The 23501-nt window shown below is 38.8% G+C and carries 15 protein-coding genes; 12 read left to right on the forward strand and 3 right to left on the reverse strand.

The genetic code is table 11. From position 1 onward, the window contains the following. Positions 1-109 precede the first annotated feature (109 nt). From BR73_RS0111175 to BR73_RS0111190, 4 genes are all read left to right on the forward strand, one after another. Positions 110-595, forward strand: a complete 486-nt coding sequence (locus BR73_RS0111175; RefSeq protein ID WP_051685141.1) for a winged helix-turn-helix transcriptional regulator — start codon at positions 110-112, stop codon at positions 593-595. Further along, positions 592-1584, forward strand: a complete 993-nt coding sequence (gene yedA / locus BR73_RS0111180) for a drug/metabolite exporter YedA (protein WP_081848620.1) — start codon at positions 592-594, stop codon at positions 1582-1584. The genes BR73_RS0111175 and yedA overlap by 4 nt, the downstream gene beginning before the upstream one ends. A gap of 752 nt (positions 1585-2336) precedes the next feature. After that, the gene (locus BR73_RS0111185) at positions 2337-5060 is read left to right on the forward strand and encodes a right-handed parallel beta-helix repeat-containing protein (protein WP_033165592.1); all 2724 of its coding nucleotides are present in this window, start codon (positions 2337-2339) and stop codon (positions 5058-5060) included. Between the two features lie 198 nt (positions 5061-5258). Beyond that, positions 5259-7499 carry a right-handed parallel beta-helix repeat-containing protein gene (locus BR73_RS0111190; protein ID WP_033165593.1) on the forward strand — a complete coding sequence of 747 codons (2241 nt, stop codon included), beginning with the start codon at positions 5259-5261 and terminating at the stop codon, positions 7497-7499. A gap of 58 nt (positions 7500-7557) precedes the next feature. Here the strand turns inward: BR73_RS0111190 and BR73_RS0111195 are convergent, their stop codons facing one another. Continuing rightward, positions 7558-8076: a hypothetical protein gene (locus tag BR73_RS0111195; RefSeq protein WP_033165594.1), complete on the reverse strand. Its 519-nt coding sequence runs from the start codon at positions 8074-8076 to the stop codon at positions 7558-7560. A gap of 303 nt (positions 8077-8379) precedes the next feature. Between BR73_RS0111195 and BR73_RS0111200 the strand changes: the two genes are divergently transcribed. Then, on the forward strand, positions 8380-9888 hold the full coding sequence (locus BR73_RS0111200) for a sialate O-acetylesterase (protein ID WP_033165595.1): 1509 nt from the start codon (positions 8380-8382) through the stop codon (positions 9886-9888). A gap of 51 nt (positions 9889-9939) precedes the next feature. Here the strand turns inward: BR73_RS0111200 and BR73_RS0111205 are convergent, their stop codons facing one another. Further along, positions 9940-10932, reverse strand: coding sequence for a hypothetical protein (locus BR73_RS0111205; protein WP_051685142.1), 993 nt, complete (start codon positions 10930-10932; stop codon positions 9940-9942). Continuing rightward, positions 10925-11398, reverse strand: coding sequence for an RNA polymerase sigma factor (locus BR73_RS0111210; RefSeq protein WP_033167338.1), 474 nt, complete (start codon positions 11396-11398; stop codon positions 10925-10927). The genes BR73_RS0111205 and BR73_RS0111210 overlap by 8 nt, the downstream gene beginning before the upstream one ends. Before the next feature lie 271 nt (positions 11399-11669). Here BR73_RS0111210 and BR73_RS0111215 point away from each other — a divergent pair, with 271 nt between their 5' ends. From BR73_RS0111215 to BR73_RS0111245, 7 genes are all read left to right on the forward strand, one after another. Next, a complete protein-coding gene (locus BR73_RS0111215) occupies positions 11670-12692 on the forward strand; it encodes a LacI family DNA-binding transcriptional regulator (RefSeq protein ID WP_033165596.1) in 1023 nt (340 codons plus the stop codon). A 247-nt stretch (positions 12693-12939) separates the two neighbouring features. Beyond that, the gene (locus BR73_RS0111220; RefSeq protein WP_033165597.1) at positions 12940-15945 is read left to right on the forward strand and encodes a glycoside hydrolase family 2 TIM barrel-domain containing protein; all 3006 of its coding nucleotides are present in this window, start codon (positions 12940-12942) and stop codon (positions 15943-15945) included. 168 nt (positions 15946-16113) lie between these two features. Next, entirely contained in the window at positions 16114-17520 is a 1407-nt protein-coding gene (locus BR73_RS0111225; RefSeq protein ID WP_033165598.1) for an alpha-L-fucosidase, read from the forward strand. A gap of 397 nt (positions 17521-17917) precedes the next feature. After that, positions 17918-18877 carry an ABC transporter permease subunit gene (locus tag BR73_RS0111230; RefSeq protein WP_033165599.1) on the forward strand — a complete coding sequence of 320 codons (960 nt, stop codon included), beginning with the start codon at positions 17918-17920 and terminating at the stop codon, positions 18875-18877. 60 nt (positions 18878-18937) lie between these two features. Beyond that, positions 18938-19864, forward strand: coding sequence for a carbohydrate ABC transporter permease (locus BR73_RS0111235; RefSeq protein ID WP_033165600.1), 927 nt, complete (start codon positions 18938-18940; stop codon positions 19862-19864). Between the two features lie 132 nt (positions 19865-19996). Next, positions 19997-21499: an ABC transporter substrate-binding protein gene (locus BR73_RS0111240; protein WP_033165601.1), complete on the forward strand. Its 1503-nt coding sequence runs from the start codon at positions 19997-19999 to the stop codon at positions 21497-21499. An 826-nt stretch (positions 21500-22325) separates the two neighbouring features. Beyond that, positions 22326-23309, forward strand: coding sequence for a glycoside hydrolase family 130 protein (locus BR73_RS0111245; RefSeq protein ID WP_033165602.1), 984 nt, complete (start codon positions 22326-22328; stop codon positions 23307-23309). The last annotated feature ends 192 nt before the right edge of the window (positions 23310-23501 follow it).

Raw genomic sequence — 23501 nt, forward strand, 5'->3', positions numbered from 1 at the left:
GTTATTGTAAAAGGAAAAGAGTTACTAATAGTAGTAAAAATTTAATATTATATGACGATATGTACATTGTTCTTAGCATAAGCTATAATGTTCTAAAAGGAGGTGCAGTATGGACGAGATTGATATTCAGATTATAAAACTGCTTGAGGAAAACGGAAGGCTGACACATGAAGAAATAAGTAAGCGCCTTCATATTTCACGGCCGTCAGTCCACAATAAAGTAGCCAGACTGGAAGATAAAAATATCATAAAAGGGTATCGAAGCATAATTGATTGGAACAAGCTGGAAGAGAAGGTAAAAGCCATTATTATGGTAAAGATCAAATGCATTAATTTTAAAGAAGTTGCTGCCAGGATTATCTCACTTGATGTTCCCGGAGTTACCATCGAAGAAGCACAACGGCTTGCCGGAGAATGGTGTATGATGATGAAAGTCAGAGTAGCAGATCCTCAGGATATCACAAACCTAATTGATGAAATGGTCAAAATTCCTGAAGTACAGGAAACTTCCACAACCCTGATACTCACCACAATTCTGGAAGATGGTCTGAAAGATAAAGGGTATGAGAAAGAGGAAGGAGACCAAATGATATGAAACAGCAGGGTATAGATTTCAGCGCAGGAGCAAAAAAGAATAAGTCATTAATAATTATGTTAGCATTGGTGTGTGTATATATATTTTGGGGTGGTACCTACCTTGGGATGAAATTTGCAGTGGAAACAATGCCACCGTTTTTGATGGCAGGTATACGTTTCAGCATAGCCGGATGGATACTTTACATTGTATACCGATTAAAAGGAGAAAAACGACCATCCTTAGAAGAGTGGAAAAATGCTGGAATAGTCGGCTCCTTGTTATTACTTGGCGGCAACGGCGTTGTTGCCTGGGCAGAACAGCAGGTGCCTTCCTCCATCGCCTCGGTACTGGTTGCTACGGTACCGCTGTGGATTACGGCTTTCAGCTACATAAGCGGAGCGAAAAAACCCAGCGCAGGCTCAATTATAGGAATCCTACTGGGTTTATGCGGTATAGGTGCTCTTGTCTGGAATTCTAACGGAATGGCTTCGCAGTCAGCTGACCCAGGAGGAATTTTGGCATTACTCTTTGCTTCAATTTCATGGTCAGCCGGCTCCATGTATTCCAGAAAAGCCAAGTTACCTTCAGCACCGTTGTTATCCACAGGTGTGCAAATGATTGTAGGAGGTATTCTACTTTTGATTGCTGCTGCTTTCCATGGCGATTATCGTGGATTTGATCCGTCAGTAATATCAACTCAATCCTGGATTGCACTTGGATATCTGGTTATTTTCGGTTCACTGATAGGTTATACTGCATATATATGGTTGCTCAAAAATGCAGAACCCTCCGTTGTATCAACATATGCATTTGTAAACCCCATTGTTGCGGTCTTTTTAGGATGGCTTCTAGCTGATGAAAAAATTGGTATAAATGCATTTATAGCTGTGTTTTTTATTATAGCAGCGGTTGTGATTATAACACTGTTTCGCGATAAGGGAATTGGAAAAGACGGAAAGGTTGCAAGTAAAAAAGAAATTAATAATATTAATAAAGAGAGATTATAACTATTAGATTGTCGTTATATTTACTAGAAAAATCTCTTATTAGCAATATATTATTAATGACTCGACTTATTATTGATTTATAATTAATCACAATATTATGTTTATTATTGAGGCAAAGTACTATGTTGTACTTTGTCTTTTCTAATTCTCTCGTTGAGTATCCAAGGGAAGAACGCTAATGGACTCCAGAGCTTCATTATCCAGTATATAATAACACATAATGCTTTGATCAACAGCCTCTTTTTCTGTGTTTTGACAAAGAACATATTTGTAAACGTAAGTTCTCATTCATTACAAACACTTCCAATAATCCTTCAAATACTCCTTCAAATACTCCTGTATTTTTACAACTGAACTATGAATAAAACAAAGATTCTAATCCATTTTCTCAGATTTTTATATAATAGAGGTTAAAATACTACAGTAATGTTAAATTTCTACTGTTGTTCAAATATTTGGCAATAGATATAATGAAACATATAAATGAGAGATAAAAATATACATAATAACTAATGCAATAATCAAAAATCAATTAGTGCATTAAACTAATTTTAAAATATTACAATAAATAATATTACTATTGAAAAATATTTAGATATATTTTAACATTTACAATCCCAACCAAAATATTAATTAACACTCTAATACATAGTGATTTATACACTCGCAACCAGTCCGCAGGATTGATTTTCCAAGTTAATAATGGGGTTAGACCGTTATTAAATAAATCAGAAATTTAGGAGGGATTCAGTATGAGAAAGGGTAAAAAGATTATTTGTATTATGTTGACAGCACTTTTGCTGCTGCCAGCAAGTTTGACAAGTTATGCAGCTACGAATGTGGAAACTACGTCAAACTCTCAAAATTTTGCCAGTTATTATGTGGATAATAACGGCAGTGACAGTAACAAGGGCAGCAAAAAGGCTCCATTTAAGACGATTCAGAAAGCCCAGGAGGCGGTACGCAGTCTAATCAGCAGCGGTAAGCTGCCCAGCGGAGGTGCCAAAGTTTATCTTAGAGAAGGCACCTATTATCTTTATGATTCCCTGGTTTTTGGTCCGGAGGATTCCGGCTCTGAAAAGGGTAAGATTACTTACACAGCCTACCCGGGAGAGGAGGTAAGCTTATCCGGCAGCAAACCCATTGAACAAAGCTGGTTCAGGCCAATTCAGGAAGAAGAAAAGGTACGGATAATTGACCAGGAGGCAGCAGGTAAAGTACTGGTTGCAGATTTAAGAGGGAATGATATCACAGAATACGGAGTATTAAATACCAGAGGTTACCATTATTTTAACAAAGGACAATACATGGCTGCTGAACTCATTGTTAATGGTGAAAATCAGACTCTGGCACGCTATCCCAATGAGGGGACTATTCCCGTGGATAATAAATACCTTCTGCCGGAGGAAATGTCCTTTAAGTATGATATAGACAGACCCTCCAGCTGGGCAAATGCAACAGATGCCTGGATATGCGGTACTCTATCCATTAATTATGAAAATAACTATTATCCAATTGAGAGCATTAACACCACTGAGAAAAAAATCAAGCTAAAGGAAGGCAAAATAAAGACCTATTACACAAATGGCTGGTATTTTGCAGAAAACCTGCTGGAAGAATTAGATGAGACAGGTGAATATTACATAGACAGAGAAGAAGGTAAGCTCTACTATCTGCCACCGGCGGACTTCAGTACAAAAAGCTATAAGATTGAGTTATCTACCATAGGTAAACCTATTTTTTATTTCAACGGAGCTAAGAATATTTCAGTTACCAATATGACCATTGAAGGCGGCAGAGGTTACGCAGCTCTGGGCACCACCAAAGATTATCAGATGATGACCTATGGTGAGTTCTTAATAAAGAACAATGTAACGAATCCCATAACCTTTGACCCTACATCTACTCATTTCCTAAGACTTGCCTCACCTTCTAACTATCCGGAAGCCCAGGTCTTTCCGGGACATATCTGGGATGGTTTTCTGGATGACGGTACGGGGGTTGAGGGAATTGAATTCACTAATTGTCTGATCCGAAACTTCGGACAAGGCGGACTGATCTTTCGGGGGACCAAAATCAAACTGGAGAATAATGAGATTAAGAACATAGGTGGAACCGGTGTTTTTATGTCCGGTGGTGACTATGAGACTCTGACCTCAAGTGAGAATACGATTATCAGCAACACCATTCACAGAGTCGGTTATCAGCATAAGGCATACAACCCGGCAATCGCTTTACAGGGGGTGGGAGGAAGAGTAGCCTATAATGATGTATTTGACGGACCTCACTGTATTATTAACTTTGGCGGGAATGATCATATTTTTGAATACAATAAAATTCATGATGCAGTAAAGGAGTGCCTGGATATGGATGCCATCTATACCAGAAATGAAATCAGCCCTCAGCAGAGAGGTTCCGTATTCAGGAACAATTATATCTACAATCTCGGTATTTTTCCGGTGGGTCAATACACCAAGCAATTCAACGTATGTGGTATAAGAACGGATAATAACGGCCATGCCCTGCAAATTTATAATAATATCTTTGCAAACATCGGTTCTGACAGAGCCAATAATGTGGTGGCAGTCAGAGCCCAGGGAACCCGCAATACTATTAAGGGAAATCTGTTTTTAGACTGTTCTGCCACCTACTGGGGATTTGATAACTACAAACCGGAGATGGCCTGGAATACCGCTGATGCAGAAACCCTAAGAAGACTTGAGCTTGTAAAGACCTATGCAGCCAATCCGGTTTATGCAGCCAAATATCCGGAACTTTTGACCTTTGATCAGGAGTTCTATGCAGCTGTTGCAACGAATACCTTTGAGGAAAATTTAACAGTAAATATTAAATTTCCTTTAAGCCCTATAAATGGTGCAATTCTTCCAAGCGGAGCCAGGGGAGCACAGCAGCTTATGCTGGGAACTAATAATAAAGCTCTAACGGAAGATCCGGGGTTTATTGGCTACAGCAGTGGAAATTATGAGCTTAATGGGGGACTTGAGTTACTCAATCAGATGCCGTCCTATAAGAATCACAATATGAAGGAATTTGGTCCCCAGGAGCTTTCAGCAAGGGCTATTATTGAGAATCTGAAGGATTATGTCAATAATCTCGATATTAATAATGTATCCAAAGAACTGTTACTTAAGAGCCTGGGAAAGGTAACAGATGCACTAAGCAAAGAACAGTATAAACAGGCACTGTTACATATGGCAGCTTTTCTTGCCCAGGCGAAACTGCAATCCCCTTGGATAATTAATGAGGCCCAGTTTGATTATATTCTGGTTGAAAGCGTGGATATCTGCAAGGCAGTCTTTGCCATGGCGGAAAATAATTCAGAAAGTGGCAATAGTGTTAATAAGATTAAACAGATATTAAATTTTTTCAAGAGTTTTTCTGACGGAAACGATAAATCAGGTAAATACAAGGAGCTGGTAGAAAAAATAAATGAATTGGCAGAACTGGTTCAATAGTGTAGAGTTTCACCAGTTAAGTCACTAAGTGTATATTGTATCAGCCGAAAGAATCATAGACTGTGTGTTGATAAAAGTCGATAAAATAACTGGGGCTTATATACGCATGGATTTAATATCAGAAAATATGAGGCAGTGAAGTAAAGCCCATGGGTAGAAGCCGTATCTGAAAATAGAATTCATTACAGGAGGTAAGCTGTGAATAAGAGAAAAGGCTGTATGTTCTTCATTGTAATCATGCTGATTAATATGTTTACGTTTAACCTGAGTGGGGGAAGCGCAAAAGCAGCTTCCGTATATTATGTTTCTACGACAGGGAACGACATCACTGGAACCGGTACACTGTCAAATCCTTGGAAAACAATACAAAAGGCAGCAGATACCATGACTGCTGGCGATACCTGTATCATACGAGGGGGGACCTACCGGGAAACGGTAACCCTGAATACTTCCGGGTCGTCTGCCAATCCCATAAACTTTAAGGCTTATACAGGTGAGATTGTAACTGTTTCCGGTGCAGAGCCTGTTACTGGCTGGGTAAATTACTCCGGCTCTGTCTATTATGCACCTATGACTGGTTCCCTTGGATCAAAAGACCAGATATTTGTTAATAAGAAAATGCAATTTGAAGCCAGATGGCCAAATTCAGCAGCACTTGACCCTTTAAATTCAACCTTTGCAACGGTTGACTCCGGTTCTGCCACAACAATTTACGATGCGGACTTAACACAGGCAGCCGGTTATTGGGTTGGTAAAACGGTTTGGTGTGTTCCGGGAACCGGATATAAATCTTATAAAAGTACTATCACCAGCTCAGCTGCCGGTTCTATTACCTTTGATGCAATGGGTATTGCAGCGGCAGCCGGCAACAGCTATTATATCACCGGTAATCTTAAGGAGCTTGACAGTGCGGGTGAATGGTATTATGACAGCAGTACGAGCAGGCTTTATTTATGGGCACCCGGAGGAGTTAATCCAAATACACTGACAGTAGAAGCAAAGAAACGGACCTATGCATTTGATTTGAGTTCCCGCTCTTACATAAACATTACCGGAATTAACATCTTTGCCTCCAGTATTAGAATGTCAGCCTCTAATTACTGCAAAGTGTCTGGTATGACTGCGGAATATATCAGCCACGATTCCGATGTTACCAGCCAATACAGTACCGGAATTTTTATGTCCGGCACCAACAATGAGCTCAGGAACAGTACCTTGACCTACAGCTCCGGTAATCTGGTAAGTATACAAGGTACAGGAAATAAGGTAATAAATAACCTTATCCATGAGGCGGACTATTCAGCAGCAGATATCCCCGCAATCTATTTACTGGGGTCAGACCATCTGATCAGTCATAATACAGTATATAATGCCGGGCGTCATCTGATATTTATGCCAACCCAAAACAGCCGTATACAGTATAATAATCTGTATAATGCGGGAAAGCTGACAAGGGACTGTGGAATACTCTATGAATTTGCCTGGGATGGGCAAGGGACGGTAATACATCATAATTATATCCATGATAATCTGGCAAAGAATTATTCCGGTACCGGTATCTATCTGGATAATGGCAGCAAGGGTTATATTGTGCATCATAATGTAGTATGGGGAAACTATACGGGAATCAGATTGAACACCCCCAGTAATTTTAACCTGATTTATAATAATACCACTTACAGTAACGGTAATGTGGGATATTGGGGAAGTAATTTTCAGACGGATATGTATGGGGACAGAATTTTCAACAACATCTTTACTACTGCCTTTACACTGCCGGGGACTCATATAGAAGGGAATAATATTACCTCGGGAACCAATCCCTTATTTGTTGATACTGCATCCTATAACTTCAGGCTGCAGGCAGCTTCTCCGGCTATTAATAAAGGTGTTGTAATACCAGGAATTACGGATGGTTATATCGGATCGGCACCGGATATTGGAGCTTATGAATATGGCGGAACCGACTGGACAGCAGGACATAATTTTACCTCGCCCCCGGAACCGGTTTTTGAAAACTATAGTGTGCTTTATGATAATATCGTTAAGCAGTCAGGGTTTGAGAACGGAATAATCTCACCCTGGGTAACAACTCATTCAGGTACTGCAGCAAGTGTATCAAATGCAAGAAGCTGCTCAAAATGTGTGAGGCTGGGAGCCGGTGAAGATGGTATCAAGCAGGTTCTTACAGGATTAAGCCCAAATACCAGCTATATCTGTACCGCCTGGGTTAAGGCAGAGACGGGAGGGCAGATTCAGATTGGTGTTACCGGTTTTGGAGGAACGGATGTGACCGCGACCTCGGTGAGTACCTCCTGGACGATGATAAGTATTCCTTTTACAACCGGAGCAGGTGTTACCAGTGCAACGGTGTATGCCTATAAGCCATCCGGCGGGGCATATGTCTATGTAGATGATTTTGGGGTAGTGGAGCAATAGAAGTATGTAGCGAAATAGCCGTTAGTATCTATGTAACGGCTATTTTGTGCTGAATTTATTATGGAACGAACTGCTCTGTGACAGATAGGACTGTATTACCTCGTACTTTAATCCAAAAGGGAGTTCTTCTGGGGACATCATCACTGCTATATAAAAATTGCCTGAATTCTTCTTTATCAGTTGTTGTATATTTTTTATCATCCCCTTCTTTTACAAATAAATTACCAAGATCAAAAAAAGTAAACTCAGTCTCATTATTAATCTCAAAATAAGAAAGCTCCTCTGACTCATTATAAATATAGTATCCGTTTGGCATATATTCATCGGTCAGGTTCAGTTCTTTCATACGTTCTTTATCTTCAAAAGTTATAAACTCAAATTCATCCAGCGCAAGAGTTTCGTTATTGAAAGAAATATACCCGCTATACAGCTTTTCTTCTTCCTTTGAATCTTTATTAATTAGAAAAAAGGCAACTAAGCTGCCGATTAAACCGATAAATATAGCTATAAATAGAAAAGCAGCAGCTCGGTTTTTTCTGTGCTTCATGATTCGAATGTTTATAGATCTGATTTTCATAATTTTTCTCCCCCCTGTAATAAGCTGATATTCTGCTGTTATTATTTTACATTGTGCGCTTGTGTAATAAAACTGTCAAGAAGAAGGAATAATTTATCTTTTTATTATAACTTTAACAATATGTTCTCATTTTTCCGCTTAGAAAATGGAAGCTTTACTAAGCACTATTTTTTATAGCATTATATAACTAAATTCTTATATTGTTATCTGCTTGATAATACGTTAACCTATCAATACTTTATATAGTATAAGCTCAGAAATAATTTAGAACTGCAATTATTGATTTGGAAAGAGGATAAGCATATGGCAAAGTTTAAAACAGCTGCAATATTCAGTGATCACATGGTATTGCAAAGAGATAAAAATATCTGTATATTTGGGCAGGGTGAAAATAATAAGACAGTAGTGGTGACTTTCAATGGTAATACCTATGAAACAAAGGTAAAAGCAGAGAGCTGGTCTTTGCTGCTGCCGCCTATGAAAGCTGGTACGGGATATGAATTGAACGTTCGTTGTGAGAATGAGGTAAGACATTTTGTAAATGTTGCTATCGGTGAAGTCTGGCTGGCTGGCGGTCAATCCAATATGGAATATGAGCTTTCAAATTGTAAAGGCGGACAGGAAATGCTTAAGAAGGATATAGGTTCCAATGTAAGATATTTCTATTCCAATAAAATGTCCTATATCGATGAAGGGTTCTATGAAAATGAAGCCAAGACCAGCTGGGCAGAATTCAGTGAAGAAAATGCAAAGCAATGGTCGGCTGTGGGATATATCTTTGCAAAGAAACTGGCGGAGGAACTAAATGTTACTGTAGGCGTAATTGGCTGTAACTGGGGTGGGACTTCAGCAACCTGTTGGATGAGTGAAGAGGCTGTCAGAGAAGATGCTGAACTGAATACTTATTGGGAGGAATATTATAAGGAGACAGAAGGTAAGACAGAAGAACTGCAAATAAAGGAATTTAAGGAATATGAGGATTACCATGAGAAATGGGATAAGGAATGTACAAGATTATATTCCGAAGACACTGAAATGACCTGGGAAAAAGTTCAGGAAATACTGGGACCCTGTCTGTGGCCGGGACCAAAGAGCTGTATGAATCCCTTTAGACCCAGTGGTTTATACCATACTATCCTGAAACGACTTGTACCATACACCTTAAGGGGATTTATCTATTATCAGGGGGAATCGGACGACCACAAACCAGATATGTATCAGAAATTACTGACACGTCTCATTAAACAATGGAGATCGGATTGGAGGGATCAGACTCTGCCCTTTTTGCTGGTTCAGCTTCCAATGCATCGCTATAAGGATACACAGGATTTTAAGAACTGGTGCCTGATTCGTGAGGCACAGATGAATACTTTCCAAACGGTTAAGAATACGGGGATTGCCGTAACCCTGGATTGTGGTGAATTTAATGAGATACACCCTAAGGATAAGAAGCTGGTAGGAGAACGTCTTGCACAGCAGGCACTTTATCATGTTTTTCATAAAAGCAGTGAGAAAGAAGCCTTTGGTCCTGTTTATCGTTCTTTTGAGTATCTGGAAGGCGGTATTGAGCTGAGTTTTGATTATGCACAGGAGGGTTTTGAAGTAAGAGGTGAATATAATGGTTTTGAGATTGCAGATGATGAGCTGAATTATCAGCCTGCACAATACGAAATAAGAGATTCAAAAATATTTGTCTATTCCAATCAGATTGTAAAGCCGGAGGCGGTTCGCTATTGCTGGACAAATTACAGTGAAGTAGCGCTTTTTGGAAAGAATGGAATTCCATTGGCACCCTTTCGGACCAGGTCGTAAATAAATACTCAATAGCTCCGCCTTTTTGGCTTTCGTTTTAAGAGGTTGGTTTTATTTTACCAGAGTAAAATCAAAACTATCGGCAAGGGCTTCCAGGTCGGAGGCTGTGATCTTGCCGTCATCATCAAGAAATCCACTTTCTGTACCAGCCAGTACATTAACGGTTATAAAGGAGTCTCCCAAATCAGCGATAATTAAGGATTTACCCGGGCTGATGGCGAGACTTACCGTTTGCTGGCTGGCAGTCTTATAGTTCCATTCCTGGTAATCCGCAATATTGCCAATATTTAAGAAAACATCACTAAAGGTTCCTTTTTTATAATTTTCGAACTGGTAGCTAATAACCAGCCCGTTGTCCAAGGCTGCCTCACCGTCAAAATGAAAGGTGCCATCTTCGTAAATATAAGAACTGTAGGCAGTATTGGAAGTTCCCAGGAAATTACCTGTGCCTGCTTTTTGTATCAATTCCTCACTGTCTGTAAGTACGGAAAGGGAGGTGTGCAGGCGAAGGCCGTACTTTTGCAGGATTTCCTCCAATCTGTCAGCCATTTCCTGGGTATACACCAGGTAAAGGTCATATTTGGAATCAAGACCCGTAGGACCATTGCCCACCTCGTTTAACAAGGCACCTTCCTGGTCATAGCTTTGTGTAAAACTGAGCCATTCGGCACTGGCTTTGCTTTCATTGCTGTCAGAAAAGCCCTGCAGTGATATATAGTCCTCTTTGGCAACCTGAGGTGCTTTTGTGGTACTGGTATCTGGAGAACTGTCTGGGGTATTCTCAGGATCAGTATCATTTATGTTTCCGTTATCTTCCGGTTTAAGGCTGGAGTTGTTTCCTATAATCATATCCTTTAGACCGAACATATTAGCAGCATACACAGAGGTTGAAGCAATGGCTATAATGCTGACAGAAGCTGCGGCAATAACTATGTTTCTGAGATGTTTCCTCTTGGTTTTCATAATTTTATAATCCTCCATATTTAAATTTTGTGATGAATGTATTTGAGAAAATGTATCTTTATAGAAGTTCTTATCATTCATATATCCAAACCTCCTTTAACTGGTCTCGTGCACGAGAAAGTCTGGTGGTAACAGAAGTAACAGTTATTTTTAGTAACCGGGCAATTTCTTTGGTGGACAGTTCTTCATAATAATACAGATACAGGACAGTGCGGTATTTTTCCGGCAGCTCCATGACTGCCTGATAGAGGTCTTCCTGCTCGCTACGTTCAAATACAGCTACTGGCACAGTGACCTGGTCCAAGGCAACATTCTTTGTCTTCCAGGAACTCCTTAGCAGGTTTTTGCAGGTATTTATAGTAACCCGTATTAACCAGTATCTGACGTGGTCATCTGTAGCGAAATGCTTAGTCGTTACATATAATTTCATAAAAACCTCTTGCACAACATCCTCCGCATCATAGGTGTTACCCAGATAACTCAATGAAATACGAAAAACAGTATCTTTATGTTTTTCTGCATGCACAAGAAAAATATTGTGCTCCAACAAAAACCACCTCCTGTATTTTGAAAGCTTTCACCTATAATACACTTTAATTGCATCCTTTGTCACAAAATAAAAAATAAAAAATTTTAGTTTCTTCTTTTTGAAGTGTTATCAGAGAGGCATTTAGAGGAGAATCGTTAACAAATGTTAAAATAATATGAACATTAACAAAATATATGTTGTTGCTTTGCATGTGATTATGATATAATCTCAATAACAGAATGAGTTTACATGGAATGAAGATTTGTAATAAATGAAAGGGTTATATTGGATGAAACGAGCAAAAATACAAGATATAGCTGATTTACTGGATATATCTAGAGTAACCGTATGGAAGGTGTTTAATAACAAAGAGGGTGTCTCGGAGGACATGAAACGAAAAGTTTTGGAATGCGCCGCTGAATTAAACTACCAGCCATCAAAACTTCAGGAGGCAGGCATAGCTATTCCATTAAAGAAGCAGACATTAGTTTCCGTAGTGGTATCCAGGCCGGAAACTTCAGCTTTCTGGGTGAAGATAATCCACCAGCTTGCAGAAGAATTTTCAAACAGCGGTATTGGTTTGATGTATACATATCTGCCGGCACATCTGACAGATGGGTATGTGCTGCCGCAATCCTTAACAGATGGTAGTATTCAGGGAATCATTATTATGAATGTCTATGATGAGGCTATGCTGAATCTGCTTAACGAACTGGCAATACCAAAGGTGTTTCTCGATATTGTTACGGGAATGACCACGGAATCCTTAAAAGGGGATCTGCTGCTTTTAGAAGGAAGGGACAGTATCAAAGAAATTGTAACCTCCTTGATTAAGAAAGGACATGAACGTATAGGGTTTATTGGTGATATCCAGTATGCGAAGACCAATATGGAGCGATACGAAGGGTATGTGTCAGCCATGTATCAGTCTGGGAAGTCTATCGACCCGAATATCTGCTATACCGGTAACATGACTTTAAACACCTATGTCAGCGCCATAGAGGAATTTATGAACGGGATCACCCAGGTGCCGGATGCATTTGTATGCGTGAATGACCATGCTGCCAATATACTTGTTCAATATCTGGAGAGCCATGGATATAAGGTACCGGAAGATGTGGCGGTATCCGGTTATGATGATAATAATGAATTCAATTACACAAAGAATCTGACCACCGTACAGGTTAATAATTCTCAAATCGGCAAACGCCTGGCAAAGCAATTGCTGTACAGAATTGACAACCCAGATGACCCCTATGAAGTTACTTATGTGAGGACAAAAGTAATCTATAGAAACTCAACGGGTATATAAAATGACTGCCTGGTTAAGAAGATATTTATAACCAAAGGAAGAAATAAGTAAAAAAAAATTTAATAATAATATAAAAAAGAGCCTTTAAAGAGTACAAAAATGACAAATTAGTATTCTTTTTAAGGCTCTTTTTTGTGTAAAATTATTTGACATCCGAATAATATCGTGTTATTATGATGTTAAAATGTTGCTTTAAATGTTAATAATGTTAAATTTACTTGTACAGATATTCCGGAAAGAGGTTGCGATGAAGAAAACTGAATGGCAAGATCCAACATTTCTGCAAAAAGGCAGAGAAAAAGAAAGAGCTTATTTTATTCCCTATCATAATCTGGATACAGCTTTACGAGATGTTAAGGAGCAATCCAGCTCTTACAGGTTATTAAATGGTACCTGGGATTTTAAGTATTTCGATACATATTATGAGATGACAGAGGTAATTGAACAATGGGGCAGCATTCCGGTACCTTCAAGCTGGCAGATGCTGGGGTTTGATAAACCCTATTATACCAATATTAATTATCCTCATCCTGTTGACCCGCCTTATGTACCTGATGACAATCCCTGCGGTGTATATAGAAAAGTCTTTGAAATAGAAGAGAGCTGGCAGGAAAAAGAAGTGTATATGATTCTGGAAGGTGTTAATTCCTGTTTCTATCTGTCTGTTAACGGACAGGAAATCGGCTACAGCCAGTGCAGTCATATGCCTGCAGAATTTCGTATAACCCCCTGTTTAAAACAGGGAGAGAATGAAGTGATAATAAAGGTTCTTAAATGGTGTGATGGCAGCTATCTGGAAGATCAGGATTTCTTCCGTTTGTCAGGGATATTTAGAGATGTATATTTATTAGCAAGAGAAAAGGTGCATATACAGGATATTCAAATAGAAAGTGATCTCCAAAAGGTTACAGCTAGTATAGATGTTTTAAAGGAGGATAAGCAGCAGGAAATGATGGTATGGAGCAGTATATACCATAAGGATATCCTTATAGAAAAAAAGCAGGTGATAAACGGACAGGTTACCTTTGTTATGGATTCACCAAAGCTTTGGACAGCTGAGACTCCTAACCTGTACACCCTTGTATTTCAGCTGCAGGAGGAATATATACCGGTTCAGGTTGGATTTCGAACCATAGAGGTCTCAAAGAGCGGGGAGCTGCTTATTAACGGAACTTCTGTTAAGTTAAAAGGTGTAAATCACCATGATACCCATCCTGAAAAGGGGCATGTAATGTCTCTTGAAGATATCCATAAAGATCTGATTGCCATGAAGCGTTTGAATATCAATACCATACGTACCTCTCATTATCCGCCTGCTTCGGAATTCCTAAAGCTGTGTAATCAATATGGGTTTTATGTGGTGGACGAAGCGGATTTAGAAATGCATGGTTTTGCTACGAAGACAACCGGTTGTGAATATAAGGCCTATGCAAAGGACTGGCTTACGGATGATCCTTTGTGGGAAGAGGCCTTACTGGAAAGAATAAAAAGAATGGTCGAACGGGATAAGAATCATCCCTGTGTAATTATGTGGTCCTTGGGAAATGAATCCGGTTATGGAAGTCATTATAACAAAATGTGCCAGTGGATCAAGAGCAGGGATAAGGTACGGCTCATACATTATGAAAGAGCAAATATGGTAGACAATCCTTCCTGTGTAGATGTTGTCAGCTATATGTATATGAGTGTGGAGACTCTGGAAGAAGAGGGGGCTGACAAAAAAGATACACGCCCTTATTTTCTGTGTGAATATTCTCATGCCATGGGAAATGGTCCGGGAGATGTAAAAGATTATGTTGATACATTTTACCGATATCCCAGACTGATTGGCGGCTGTATCTGGGAGTGGGCAGATCATGCAGTACTTAGAGAGGGTAAGTATTATTACGGGGGAGATTTTGGAGAGACTACTCATGACGGAAACTTTTGTGTAGATGGATTGGTTTTTGCAGACCGAACCTTTAAGGCAGGTTCATTAGAGGCAAAAGCAGCTTATCAATATATGAAAGCGGAACTGCTTGATGGCAGCTGCGGTGAACTTACCATAACCAATCTTCATGATTTTACTGATTTAAAGGAGTTTGGCCTGAACTGGGAACTGATGACAGATGGCGAAATAATAACCAGGGGTGAGATGGTAGTGGAGCTAAAACCCCATGAATCTAAGCTTTTATACTTGGATTATAAACTGCCGGATAGCTGTAAAATGGGTTGTTTTTTGAACCTTTCTTTAATTACCCGCAAGGATTCTCCTTGGGCAATGGCAGGTTATGAAACTGCCATGGTACAGTTTCCCATATCCAAGGTACAGATAAAGGATTGGTTTTACAACAAAACATTATCAGAAGCAAAGGCTTCCGTTAACGAACTTAAGTTGAAGGAAGGAAAAGATACTTTAACAGTCTTTTGCGATTCCGATATTGAGTACAGCTTTGATAAACATAAAGGAACCTTATCTGGTATCAGGGTCAAAGGCGAGGAATTGTTTAAAGAAGCTGCAAAGCTTACCGCCTGGAGAGCACCTACAGATAACGATAGATATATTAAGCATAAATGGGGACTCTTCTCTGATTATTACAGTGGTTGGAATATAAATCATCTATTTCATAAGTGCTACCGTATGGACTGGAAGAAGGCTGATGAAGACCAGGTTGAGATTTCTGTAAGCGGAAGTCTTGCAGGAGTGGCAAGAGAACCATTTGCAAGATATGAAGCCAGTTACAGGATAGATACGAAGGGATATCTGACAATTGAACTGAAGGCTAAAATTCACGAAGAGTGTATTTGGCTGCCAAGATTTGGTTATGAATTTATTCTTCCGGAAGGAATGGAGCAGATAGATTACTTTGGCATGGGACCCTATGAGAATTACAGGGATATGTGCCATCATGTAAAGACAGGATTATATCATTCCACAGTGGCTAAAGAATATTTTCCTTACATAATGCCTCAGGAACATGGCAATCACACGGGAGTAAAGTATCTGAAAGTTTATAAGGATAATGGAGCTGGGCTTGAGTTTTATTCTGAAAAAGGCTTTGAGTGTAATGTATCCCGGTATGATTCTGAACAGTTAACAGAAGCTGGTCACAGCCACGAACTGGTACCCAAGAGCCAGACAATAGTCAGAGTGGATTATAAAGTCAGCGGAATAGGCTCCCATAGCTGCGGACCTGAATTGCTGGAAAAATACAGGCTTAATGAAAAGTCCTTTCAGCATAGATTTTGTCTCCGTGCTTCTCATATATCATAAAAAAGTTGAAAAACAGTAAAGCTTAAGCACAGCAAGAATAACAATAAAGTGAAAAGTGCACAAGCAGAGAACTGAAAAATATTTTAAACATAAATTAATAAGTGATAGAAAACCTGGTGTAAAAACCGGGTTTTTTCAAATAAGCATAAACAAAAGGAGAATGGATTAATGAAATCATTGATGGAAAAATTAATATCGGTTGTACCCAGTGAAAATCAGTTAAATTGGCAGAAGCTTGAATATACAGCTTTCTTTCACTATGGAATGAACAGTTTTACAGACCGGGAGTGGGGGACAGGAAAAGAGGATACCTTCCTTTTTTCTCCGAAGAACCTTGATACGGATCAATGGTGTGAAGTGCTTAAAGAGGCAGAGATAAAAGCCTGCATCATTACTGCCAAGCATCATGACGGATTCTGTCTCTGGAATACTGCGTATACCAGGCATTCAGTTATGCATACCCCCTTCGGGCGGGATATTGTAGCAGAGCTCTCTGCCTCCTGCGAAAGGTACGGTATCAAACTGGGAGTATATTTGTCTCCCTGGGATATGCATGAATCGACTTATGGCAGCGGAGATAGGTATAACGATTTCTTCTGCGGACAGCTGACGGAGCTTTTAACCCAATACGGTAAAATTTACAGTGTATGGTTTGACGGAGCTTGTGGTGAAGGGCCAAACGGCAAGAGACAGGAGTATGACTGGAAACGCTATTATGCATTGATCCGGAGATTACAGCCGGAAGCAGTTATTGCAGTATGTGGTCCGGATGTGCGTTGGTGCGGAAACGAAGCCGGAGATTGCAGAGAATCAGAATGGAGTGTAGTACCTGCAGAAGTTTTCTCACAGTCGGACATTATGGAGAACTCACAAAAGGCAGATAATGAAGAATTCCGTAAGCAGGGGTTGGATCAGCAAACGAAAGATCTTGGCAGCCGGGAAGTGGTAAGCAAGGCAGAAAGTCTGATCTGGTATCCGGCAGAAGTAAATGTATCCATCCGGCCAGGATGGTTTTATCATAAAGCAGAAGATCAGCAGGTGAAGTCGTTTAAGGCTCTTAAACATATTTACCTTAATTCTGTTGGCGGTAACGGTGTCTTTCTGTTGAATATACCGCCCCACAAAGATGGCTTTATCACCAGGTTTGATGAAGAAAGATTAGTGGAATTAGGTGACTTCATCCGAAGTAATTTTCAAAATAATTATGCGGAACAGGCTGTCATAAAGGCAACAGAAACAGAAGGGCAACATGAAATTTCCAATGTACTGAAAGAGGATGAAACCTATTGGAAAGCTGTTGATTATTGTAACTCCTGTGAAATTATAATTAACCTGAAAGAAGCGAAAAAGATTCATTATGTAGTTCTTCAGGAACAGATTAGGATGAGCCAGAGGGTAGAGCGTTTTGAAATTTGGGCAGATACCAAAGAGGAGTCAGGGCTTCTGGTGTATAGCGGAACTACCATTGGATATAAAAAAATTTGTGAGCTGACACCGGTGGAAGTTATAACCTTAAGAGTTGTTTTTAAAGAATTCCGAGTGGCTCCTGTTATTCGGTATATTGGTTTGTACTAAAAGAGAAATCTTGAGTTACATAAATCCGTATATGTTAACTTAAATTAACATTTTATAATATTATGTTTGAAATGTTGTCAATAGAATATATATTAGTAAAAATAATATAATTACTATTTCTATTAAATTGATTAGTCAAAAAACATACAATATGGCATTTTAAAGAAGTAATTTTGTTTATAATTTTTAAAAACATATTGACAGCAGAAAAAACCCATGTTAAAATTATGTTAATCTTTTGTGAAATACGTTAATATTGATGTTAAGTAAAGAAGCATCATAAGAACATTTACTTATATTGATTAATGATATGATATTAACATTTTATGGTAGTTGTTAAGTTTTATTGGTTAATTTTGTTACATAATTGCAGAATGAGAAAGGCAGAGGTGTTAGCATGAAAAAAGCTTCGGGGAAGAAAAAAACAAAAAGAGGACGCTGGACGAAAGATGACTCGCAGTTATCCTTGCTGGCTTTACCTACCTTTGTATGGTATGTATTGTTTAGCTATTTGCCTATGTTTGGTGTGATAATTGCGTTTAAGAATTATAGAATTTTTCCCGGTAAAGGATTTCTATATAATCTGATACATAGTGATTGGTCCGGTTTCGGAAATTTTGTGTACATGTTTAAATCAAACAGTTTTGCATTATTACTTCGTAACACGATTCTTTACAATGTGGTATTCGTTATATTGGGTATCCTGATACCGGTTACTTTGGCGATTATGCTCAGTCTGATACACGGAAAGGTCAAGTCTAAGATTTATCAGACCTGTATGTTCTTTCCCCATTTCTTATCCTGGGTTGTTGTAAGTTATTTCGTATTTTCCTTTCTCAGTGCTGATAAAGGTATTTTCAATCAGATATTGGAGAGCTTGGGAAGAGAACCTGTTCAGTGGTATATGGAAGCAAAATACTGGCCTTTTATTCTAATCTTCATGAAGATGTGGAAAGGAGTCGGTTATGGAACAGTAGTTTATCTGGCTTGTATAACAGGCGTTGATACTACTTATTACGAAGCGGCTGTTATAGATGGAGCGACGAAATGGAAGCAGGTAAAATATATTACCATTCCCTTTTTAAAACCTATCATAATCATGATGTTTATTTTAAGTATCGGCGGTATCTTCAGTTCTGACTTCGGATTATTTTATCAGGTTACAAGAGGAATACCGGCTTCCCTTTATAATGTTTCCTCTACAATTGATACCTATATATACAATGCAATCAGATCTAATTCACCAATTGGCATGACATCCGCAACTTCACTCCTGCAATCTGTTGCCTGCTGCTTAACAATATTGTTTGCGAACTGGATCGTTAAAAAGGTAGATGACGAATATGCAATCATATAACTTATCAGGTGGTATTTTACCGCCATGTTAACTAACTAATATAGAGGATGGTGAAGATAGATGTTCGGAAAAAATAAAGAAGAAGAATCAGATTATAAATTAAACAGAATCTCAAAACCTACTAATTTTATATTTAATATCATATTCGTAATTGGAGCAGCAGTTGCAATTATCCCTTTTCTATTCGTAATTATGATATCAGTATCCTCCAAGCAATCCATTGCCAAATGGGGTTACAGGTTCATCCCAAAGGAGTTTTCCCTGGACGCATATATGTTCCTGTGGAATGAAAAGGATACCATATTCAATGCTTTCGGAATTTCATTGCTGGTTACCATATTAGGTACCATAATAGGTCTGATACTGACCTCCTCCATGGGGTATGTCTTATCCAGAGCTGAGTATAAGTTAAAAGGATTTCTTACCTGGGTAGTTTTCATCCCTATGATTTTTGGTGGCGGTATGGTGGCATCCTATGTAGTGAATCTGAATCTCCTCCATTTAAAGGATTCCATCTGGGCATTGATACTTCCGCTGGCGGTATCCTCCTATAATGTAGTCATATGTAAGACTTTCTTTAAAACAAGTATTCCGGATTCCATTGTAGAAGCTGCCAAAATTGATGGTGCCAATCAGCTGAGTATTTATACAAGAGTAATCTTACCTATCTCGAAGCCACTGCTGGCTACAATTGGTCTGTTTTTGAGCTTTGGCTATTGGAATGACTGGTTTCAGTCCTCCCTTTACATAAACAAAAGCAATTTAATGTCATTACAGGCTATTTTAAATAACATTCAAAAAAATGTTGAATTTCTTGCCACCAACCCATCGGCAGGACTCTCGATTCAGGAATATAAGAATTTGATGCCTACAGAATCTGCGAGAATGGCAATTGCAGTACTAATTGTTGTTCCCATAGCCTGTGCTTATCCGTTTTTTCAGCGGTATTTTGTCTCAGGCTTAACCATTGGTTCTGTAAAAGGCTGATTGAACTGATAAAAAGGATAAACCCAAACGATTAGTTGTTAATATTGAATGAAATTACCCAAATAACTGCGATTTATTAAAAGTATTATACTTTAATAAATAAATAAATATCAAAACAATAGGAGGTATTTTATGAAAAGAAAGATTGCTTTGTTATTATCTTTCGTGCTGATCCTTAGTACAATTTTTGCAGGATGCTCTAAGAACACAAAGGATAACACGAAAAACACTGGCAGCCAGGGAACAACCAATGGAGCTGCAACGACAACACCGGCAGATAGTAATGATAACGCATCCAAGGATGAGGTAGTAACCTTGAAATGGATTGCCGTTGGTAGTGGTATGCCTGACAATTATGAAGCATGGTTAGCACAGATTAATCCATATCTTGAAGAAAAAATTGGGGTTAATATCGATATGGAAGTTGTTTCTTGGGGTGACTGGGGGAACAGAAGAAATATTCTTGTTAACTCAGGTGAATATTTTGATATTCTCTTTACAGATGGCAGCAATTTCGCCAGCGATGTTGCTTTAGGTGCGTATTATGATATCAAGGATATCGTAAAAACAAGCTCACCTGAGCTGTACAGCTATATCCCTGAAGATTACTGGAGTGCAGTATCCATCAACGGAAATGTTTATGGTGTTCCTACCTATAAGGATTCCTCCATGTCCAATTATATTGTATGGGATAAGGCAATGGCTGATAAATACAGCATAGATTATAAGAATATCCATACACTGGAAGCTCTTACGGAACCTTTAAAGAAAATCACAGAAGGCGAAGGTCTTGCAGCCTTTCCGATGGACCAGAATGGACTTAGTATGATCTTAAGTTTATATGATTCCATGGGTCTTGGAATTCCTGCAGTCGGAGTAAAGTTTGATGATGAGAGCCGTACAGTAGTAAATGTTTTAGAGCAGGCAGATGTAATGTCTCAGCTGAAAATCTTAAATGAGTGGTACAAAGCAGGAATTATCAATCCTGATGCACCTTCTACTTCTGAAACACCTACATACAAAGCAGTAAGCGTAGCTCAGGGATGGCCTTCAGCAGCAAAAACTACCTGGGGACCTAATATGGGCGTAGAAGCAGAAGCTATTCAGATAAATGATACTATCGTTTCCAATGAAACAGTTCGCGGTTCTGTGAATGCAATCTACTCCGGTTCTAAATATCCTGAAAAGTGTCTGGAGTTCTTACAGCTTGTTAATCTGGATACAAAGGTTCGAGATGCCTTTTATTTCGGTGTTGAAGGAGAGAACTTCAAATACACAGATGACGGCAAGATTGAAAGACTTAACACTGACTGGAAGATGGCAGGTTATACACAGGGTACCTTCTTTACCGTATCACAGCTGACAACAGATGAATTCAATCAGTGGGATGAAGTAAAAGCCTTAAATGAGAATGCAAAACCTTCTGTACTCTTAGGCTTTAACGTAGATTACTCCAAGATTCAGAATGAACTTGCAAACTGCAGAGAAGTTTATAATAAATATAAGAGTGAATTATTAACAGGGGCTACAAATCCTGAAGAGACAGTTGCTAAGATTACAAAGGAATTAAAAGCTGGTGGTCTTGATACTATTCTTACGGAAGTACAGAATCAGATTAATGCTTATTATAAATAGTGTTATTGGATATATGGTGGTAGAAGTTTAGTTTTTTGGCAAGGGGACGGCAAACTGCAGAAAACAGATAGAACTCATGCTTCGATTACAAGGCATAAGAAGTCCTAATTCTCTGGAATTTTTGTGCTGGACATCGTATCAAACAGATAACTCGCTGCGCTCAAACAATCTGTTTGATACGATAGCACAAAATTTCCAGAGAAAAGGACTTCTAATGCCTCTCCATAGGCGCATTCGTTCTTTCTGTTTTCTGCAATTTGCCTGTACTCGAAGAGATATTAATGCTTTGGACACTTTGAGCAATTAGTGATTAGCTTATGAAAAAAAAGCAGTAAAAATTAATCAGTAAGAAATGATAAATATCAAGTAATGAAAATCCGTAAGTTATGGAAATTACTAAGAATCTATAAGTAGTTAAAATAGCAAGTACTGAAAATCAGCAAGTAATGTAAATTAGTAAGTACTGAAAATCAGTAAGTAAAAAACAGTAAGTAATGAGAAATTACAAGTAAAAAATCAATCAGTAACGAAAAGCAAAAACTAGAGAAAATAAATAAAAATTGATAAGTAAAAAGAAATTAATAAATATAAAGAAAGTCAATCAATGTTCAAAATATTAAACGAGCTGTTACAAAATGCAGGCAGAAAGTTCGCGTAGAGGTTTTGCAATAGCTCGTTTAATGTACTGTTAGAGAAAAATACAACACTTAAATTGGAAATAAATTGGATTATCTGCTCCTGAAAGTAAGCCAATTTTATCATAAATCAAAGAGAGAATGCCAGGCAGCAGCAGTGCATTGACGAATAACATAATGGAGGATAAAAGATGAGTAAAATTATTGGAGGGTCATATAATAATCTTCCTTGGCAGGATAAACCGGAAGGGTACAATAATCCGGTCTGGCGTTATGATGCAAACCCTATTATCGGAAGGGATGCAATACCCACCTCGAACAGTATTTTTAACAGTGCGGTAGTGCCTTTTGAGGAGGGGTTTGCAGGAATATTTCGGTGTGACAGCAAGGCTGTGACCATGGATATCTATGCAGGGTTCAGTAAAGACGGCATCAGCTGGGACATACAGCCGGAGCCCATTGAATTTACAGGAGAAGATGAGGAAATTACGGAAAAGGTTTACCGTTATGACCCAAGAGTTTGTTACATAGAAGATCGTTATTATATAACCTGGTGCAACGGATACCACGGTCCCACCATAGGAGTTGCATATACCTTTGATTTTAAAAATTTTGTCCAATTGGAAAATGCATTCCTGCCCTTTAATAGAAACGGTGTGTTATTTCCTAAGAAAATAGGTGATAAATATGCAATGCTCAGCCGTCCCAGTGATAATGGACATACACCCTTTGGCGATATCTATTACAGTCAGAGCAAGGATCTGGAGTATTGGGGACATCACCGTTATGTGATGGGAACCTGTGATTTTGAGGAGTCCGGCTGGCAGTCCACCAAGATAGGGGCAGGAGCTACTCCCATAGAAACAGACGAAGGCTGGCTTCTTATTTATCATGGGGTTCTGGCGACCTGTAACGGTTTTGTATATCGTATAGGCTGTGCATTGCTGGATCTTGACCAACCCTGGAAGGTAAAGAAGAGAACCATGAATTATATCCTTGCCCCTGATGAATTATATGAAAGAACCGGTGATGTACCTAATGTGGTATTTCCCTGTGCAGCCTTGACTGATGCAGATACCGGAAGAATTGCGATTTATTATGGCTGCGCAGATACAGTAGTGGGCTTGGCTTTTACGACAGTGGATGATTTAATGGCAGCCATGAAAGAAGTATAAACTTATTTATCTTTCTGGTTGTAAAATAGCTTCGATGATTTATGAACATTTAAATAGCTTCGATTTATGAACATTTAAAATAGCTAGATTTATAAACATTTAAAAGGGTTTCAATTTATGAACATTTGAGGAAAGTAAGGTATAATAATCTATTTCAACTTATAGAAATCCTGTATAATGAAACAGGGATAT

Origin of the sequence: Clostridium sp. KNHs205 (assembly GCF_000702945.1) — a bacterium.
GTDB lineage: Bacteria > Bacillota > Clostridia > Lachnospirales > Lachnospiraceae > Anaerocolumna.

What these genes read in the sequence shown, in the direction of transcription:
- BR73_RS0111175 (WP_051685141.1), top strand. Translation starts at nt 110, where the DNA reads ATGGACGAGATTGATATTCAGATTATAAAACTGCTTGAGGAAAACGGA.
- yedA (WP_081848620.1), top strand. Translation starts at nt 592, where the DNA reads ATGAAACAGCAGGGTATAGATTTCAGCGCAGGAGCAAAAAAGAATAAG.
- BR73_RS0111185 (WP_033165592.1), top strand. Translation starts at nt 2,337, where the DNA reads ATGAGAAAGGGTAAAAAGATTATTTGTATTATGTTGACAGCACTTTTG.
- BR73_RS0111195 (WP_033165594.1), bottom strand. Translation starts at nt 8,076, where the DNA reads ATGAAAATCAGATCTATAAACATTCGAATCATGAAGCACAGAAAAAAC.
- BR73_RS0111200 (WP_033165595.1), top strand. Translation starts at nt 8,380, where the DNA reads ATGGCAAAGTTTAAAACAGCTGCAATATTCAGTGATCACATGGTATTG.
- BR73_RS0111205 (WP_051685142.1), bottom strand. Translation starts at nt 10,932, where the DNA reads ATGAATGATAAGAACTTCTATAAAGATACATTTTCTCAAATACATTCA.
- BR73_RS0111215 (WP_033165596.1), top strand. Translation starts at nt 11,670, where the DNA reads ATGAAACGAGCAAAAATACAAGATATAGCTGATTTACTGGATATATCT.
- BR73_RS0111220 (WP_033165597.1), top strand. Translation starts at nt 12,940, where the DNA reads ATGAAGAAAACTGAATGGCAAGATCCAACATTTCTGCAAAAAGGCAGA.
- BR73_RS0111225 (WP_033165598.1), top strand. Translation starts at nt 16,114, where the DNA reads ATGAAATCATTGATGGAAAAATTAATATCGGTTGTACCCAGTGAAAAT.
- BR73_RS0111230 (WP_033165599.1), top strand. Translation starts at nt 17,918, where the DNA reads ATGAAAAAAGCTTCGGGGAAGAAAAAAACAAAAAGAGGACGCTGGACG.
- BR73_RS0111235 (WP_033165600.1), top strand. Translation starts at nt 18,938, where the DNA reads ATGTTCGGAAAAAATAAAGAAGAAGAATCAGATTATAAATTAAACAGA.
- BR73_RS0111240 (WP_033165601.1), top strand. Translation starts at nt 19,997, where the DNA reads ATGAAAAGAAAGATTGCTTTGTTATTATCTTTCGTGCTGATCCTTAGT.
- BR73_RS0111245 (WP_033165602.1), top strand. Translation starts at nt 22,326, where the DNA reads ATGAGTAAAATTATTGGAGGGTCATATAATAATCTTCCTTGGCAGGAT.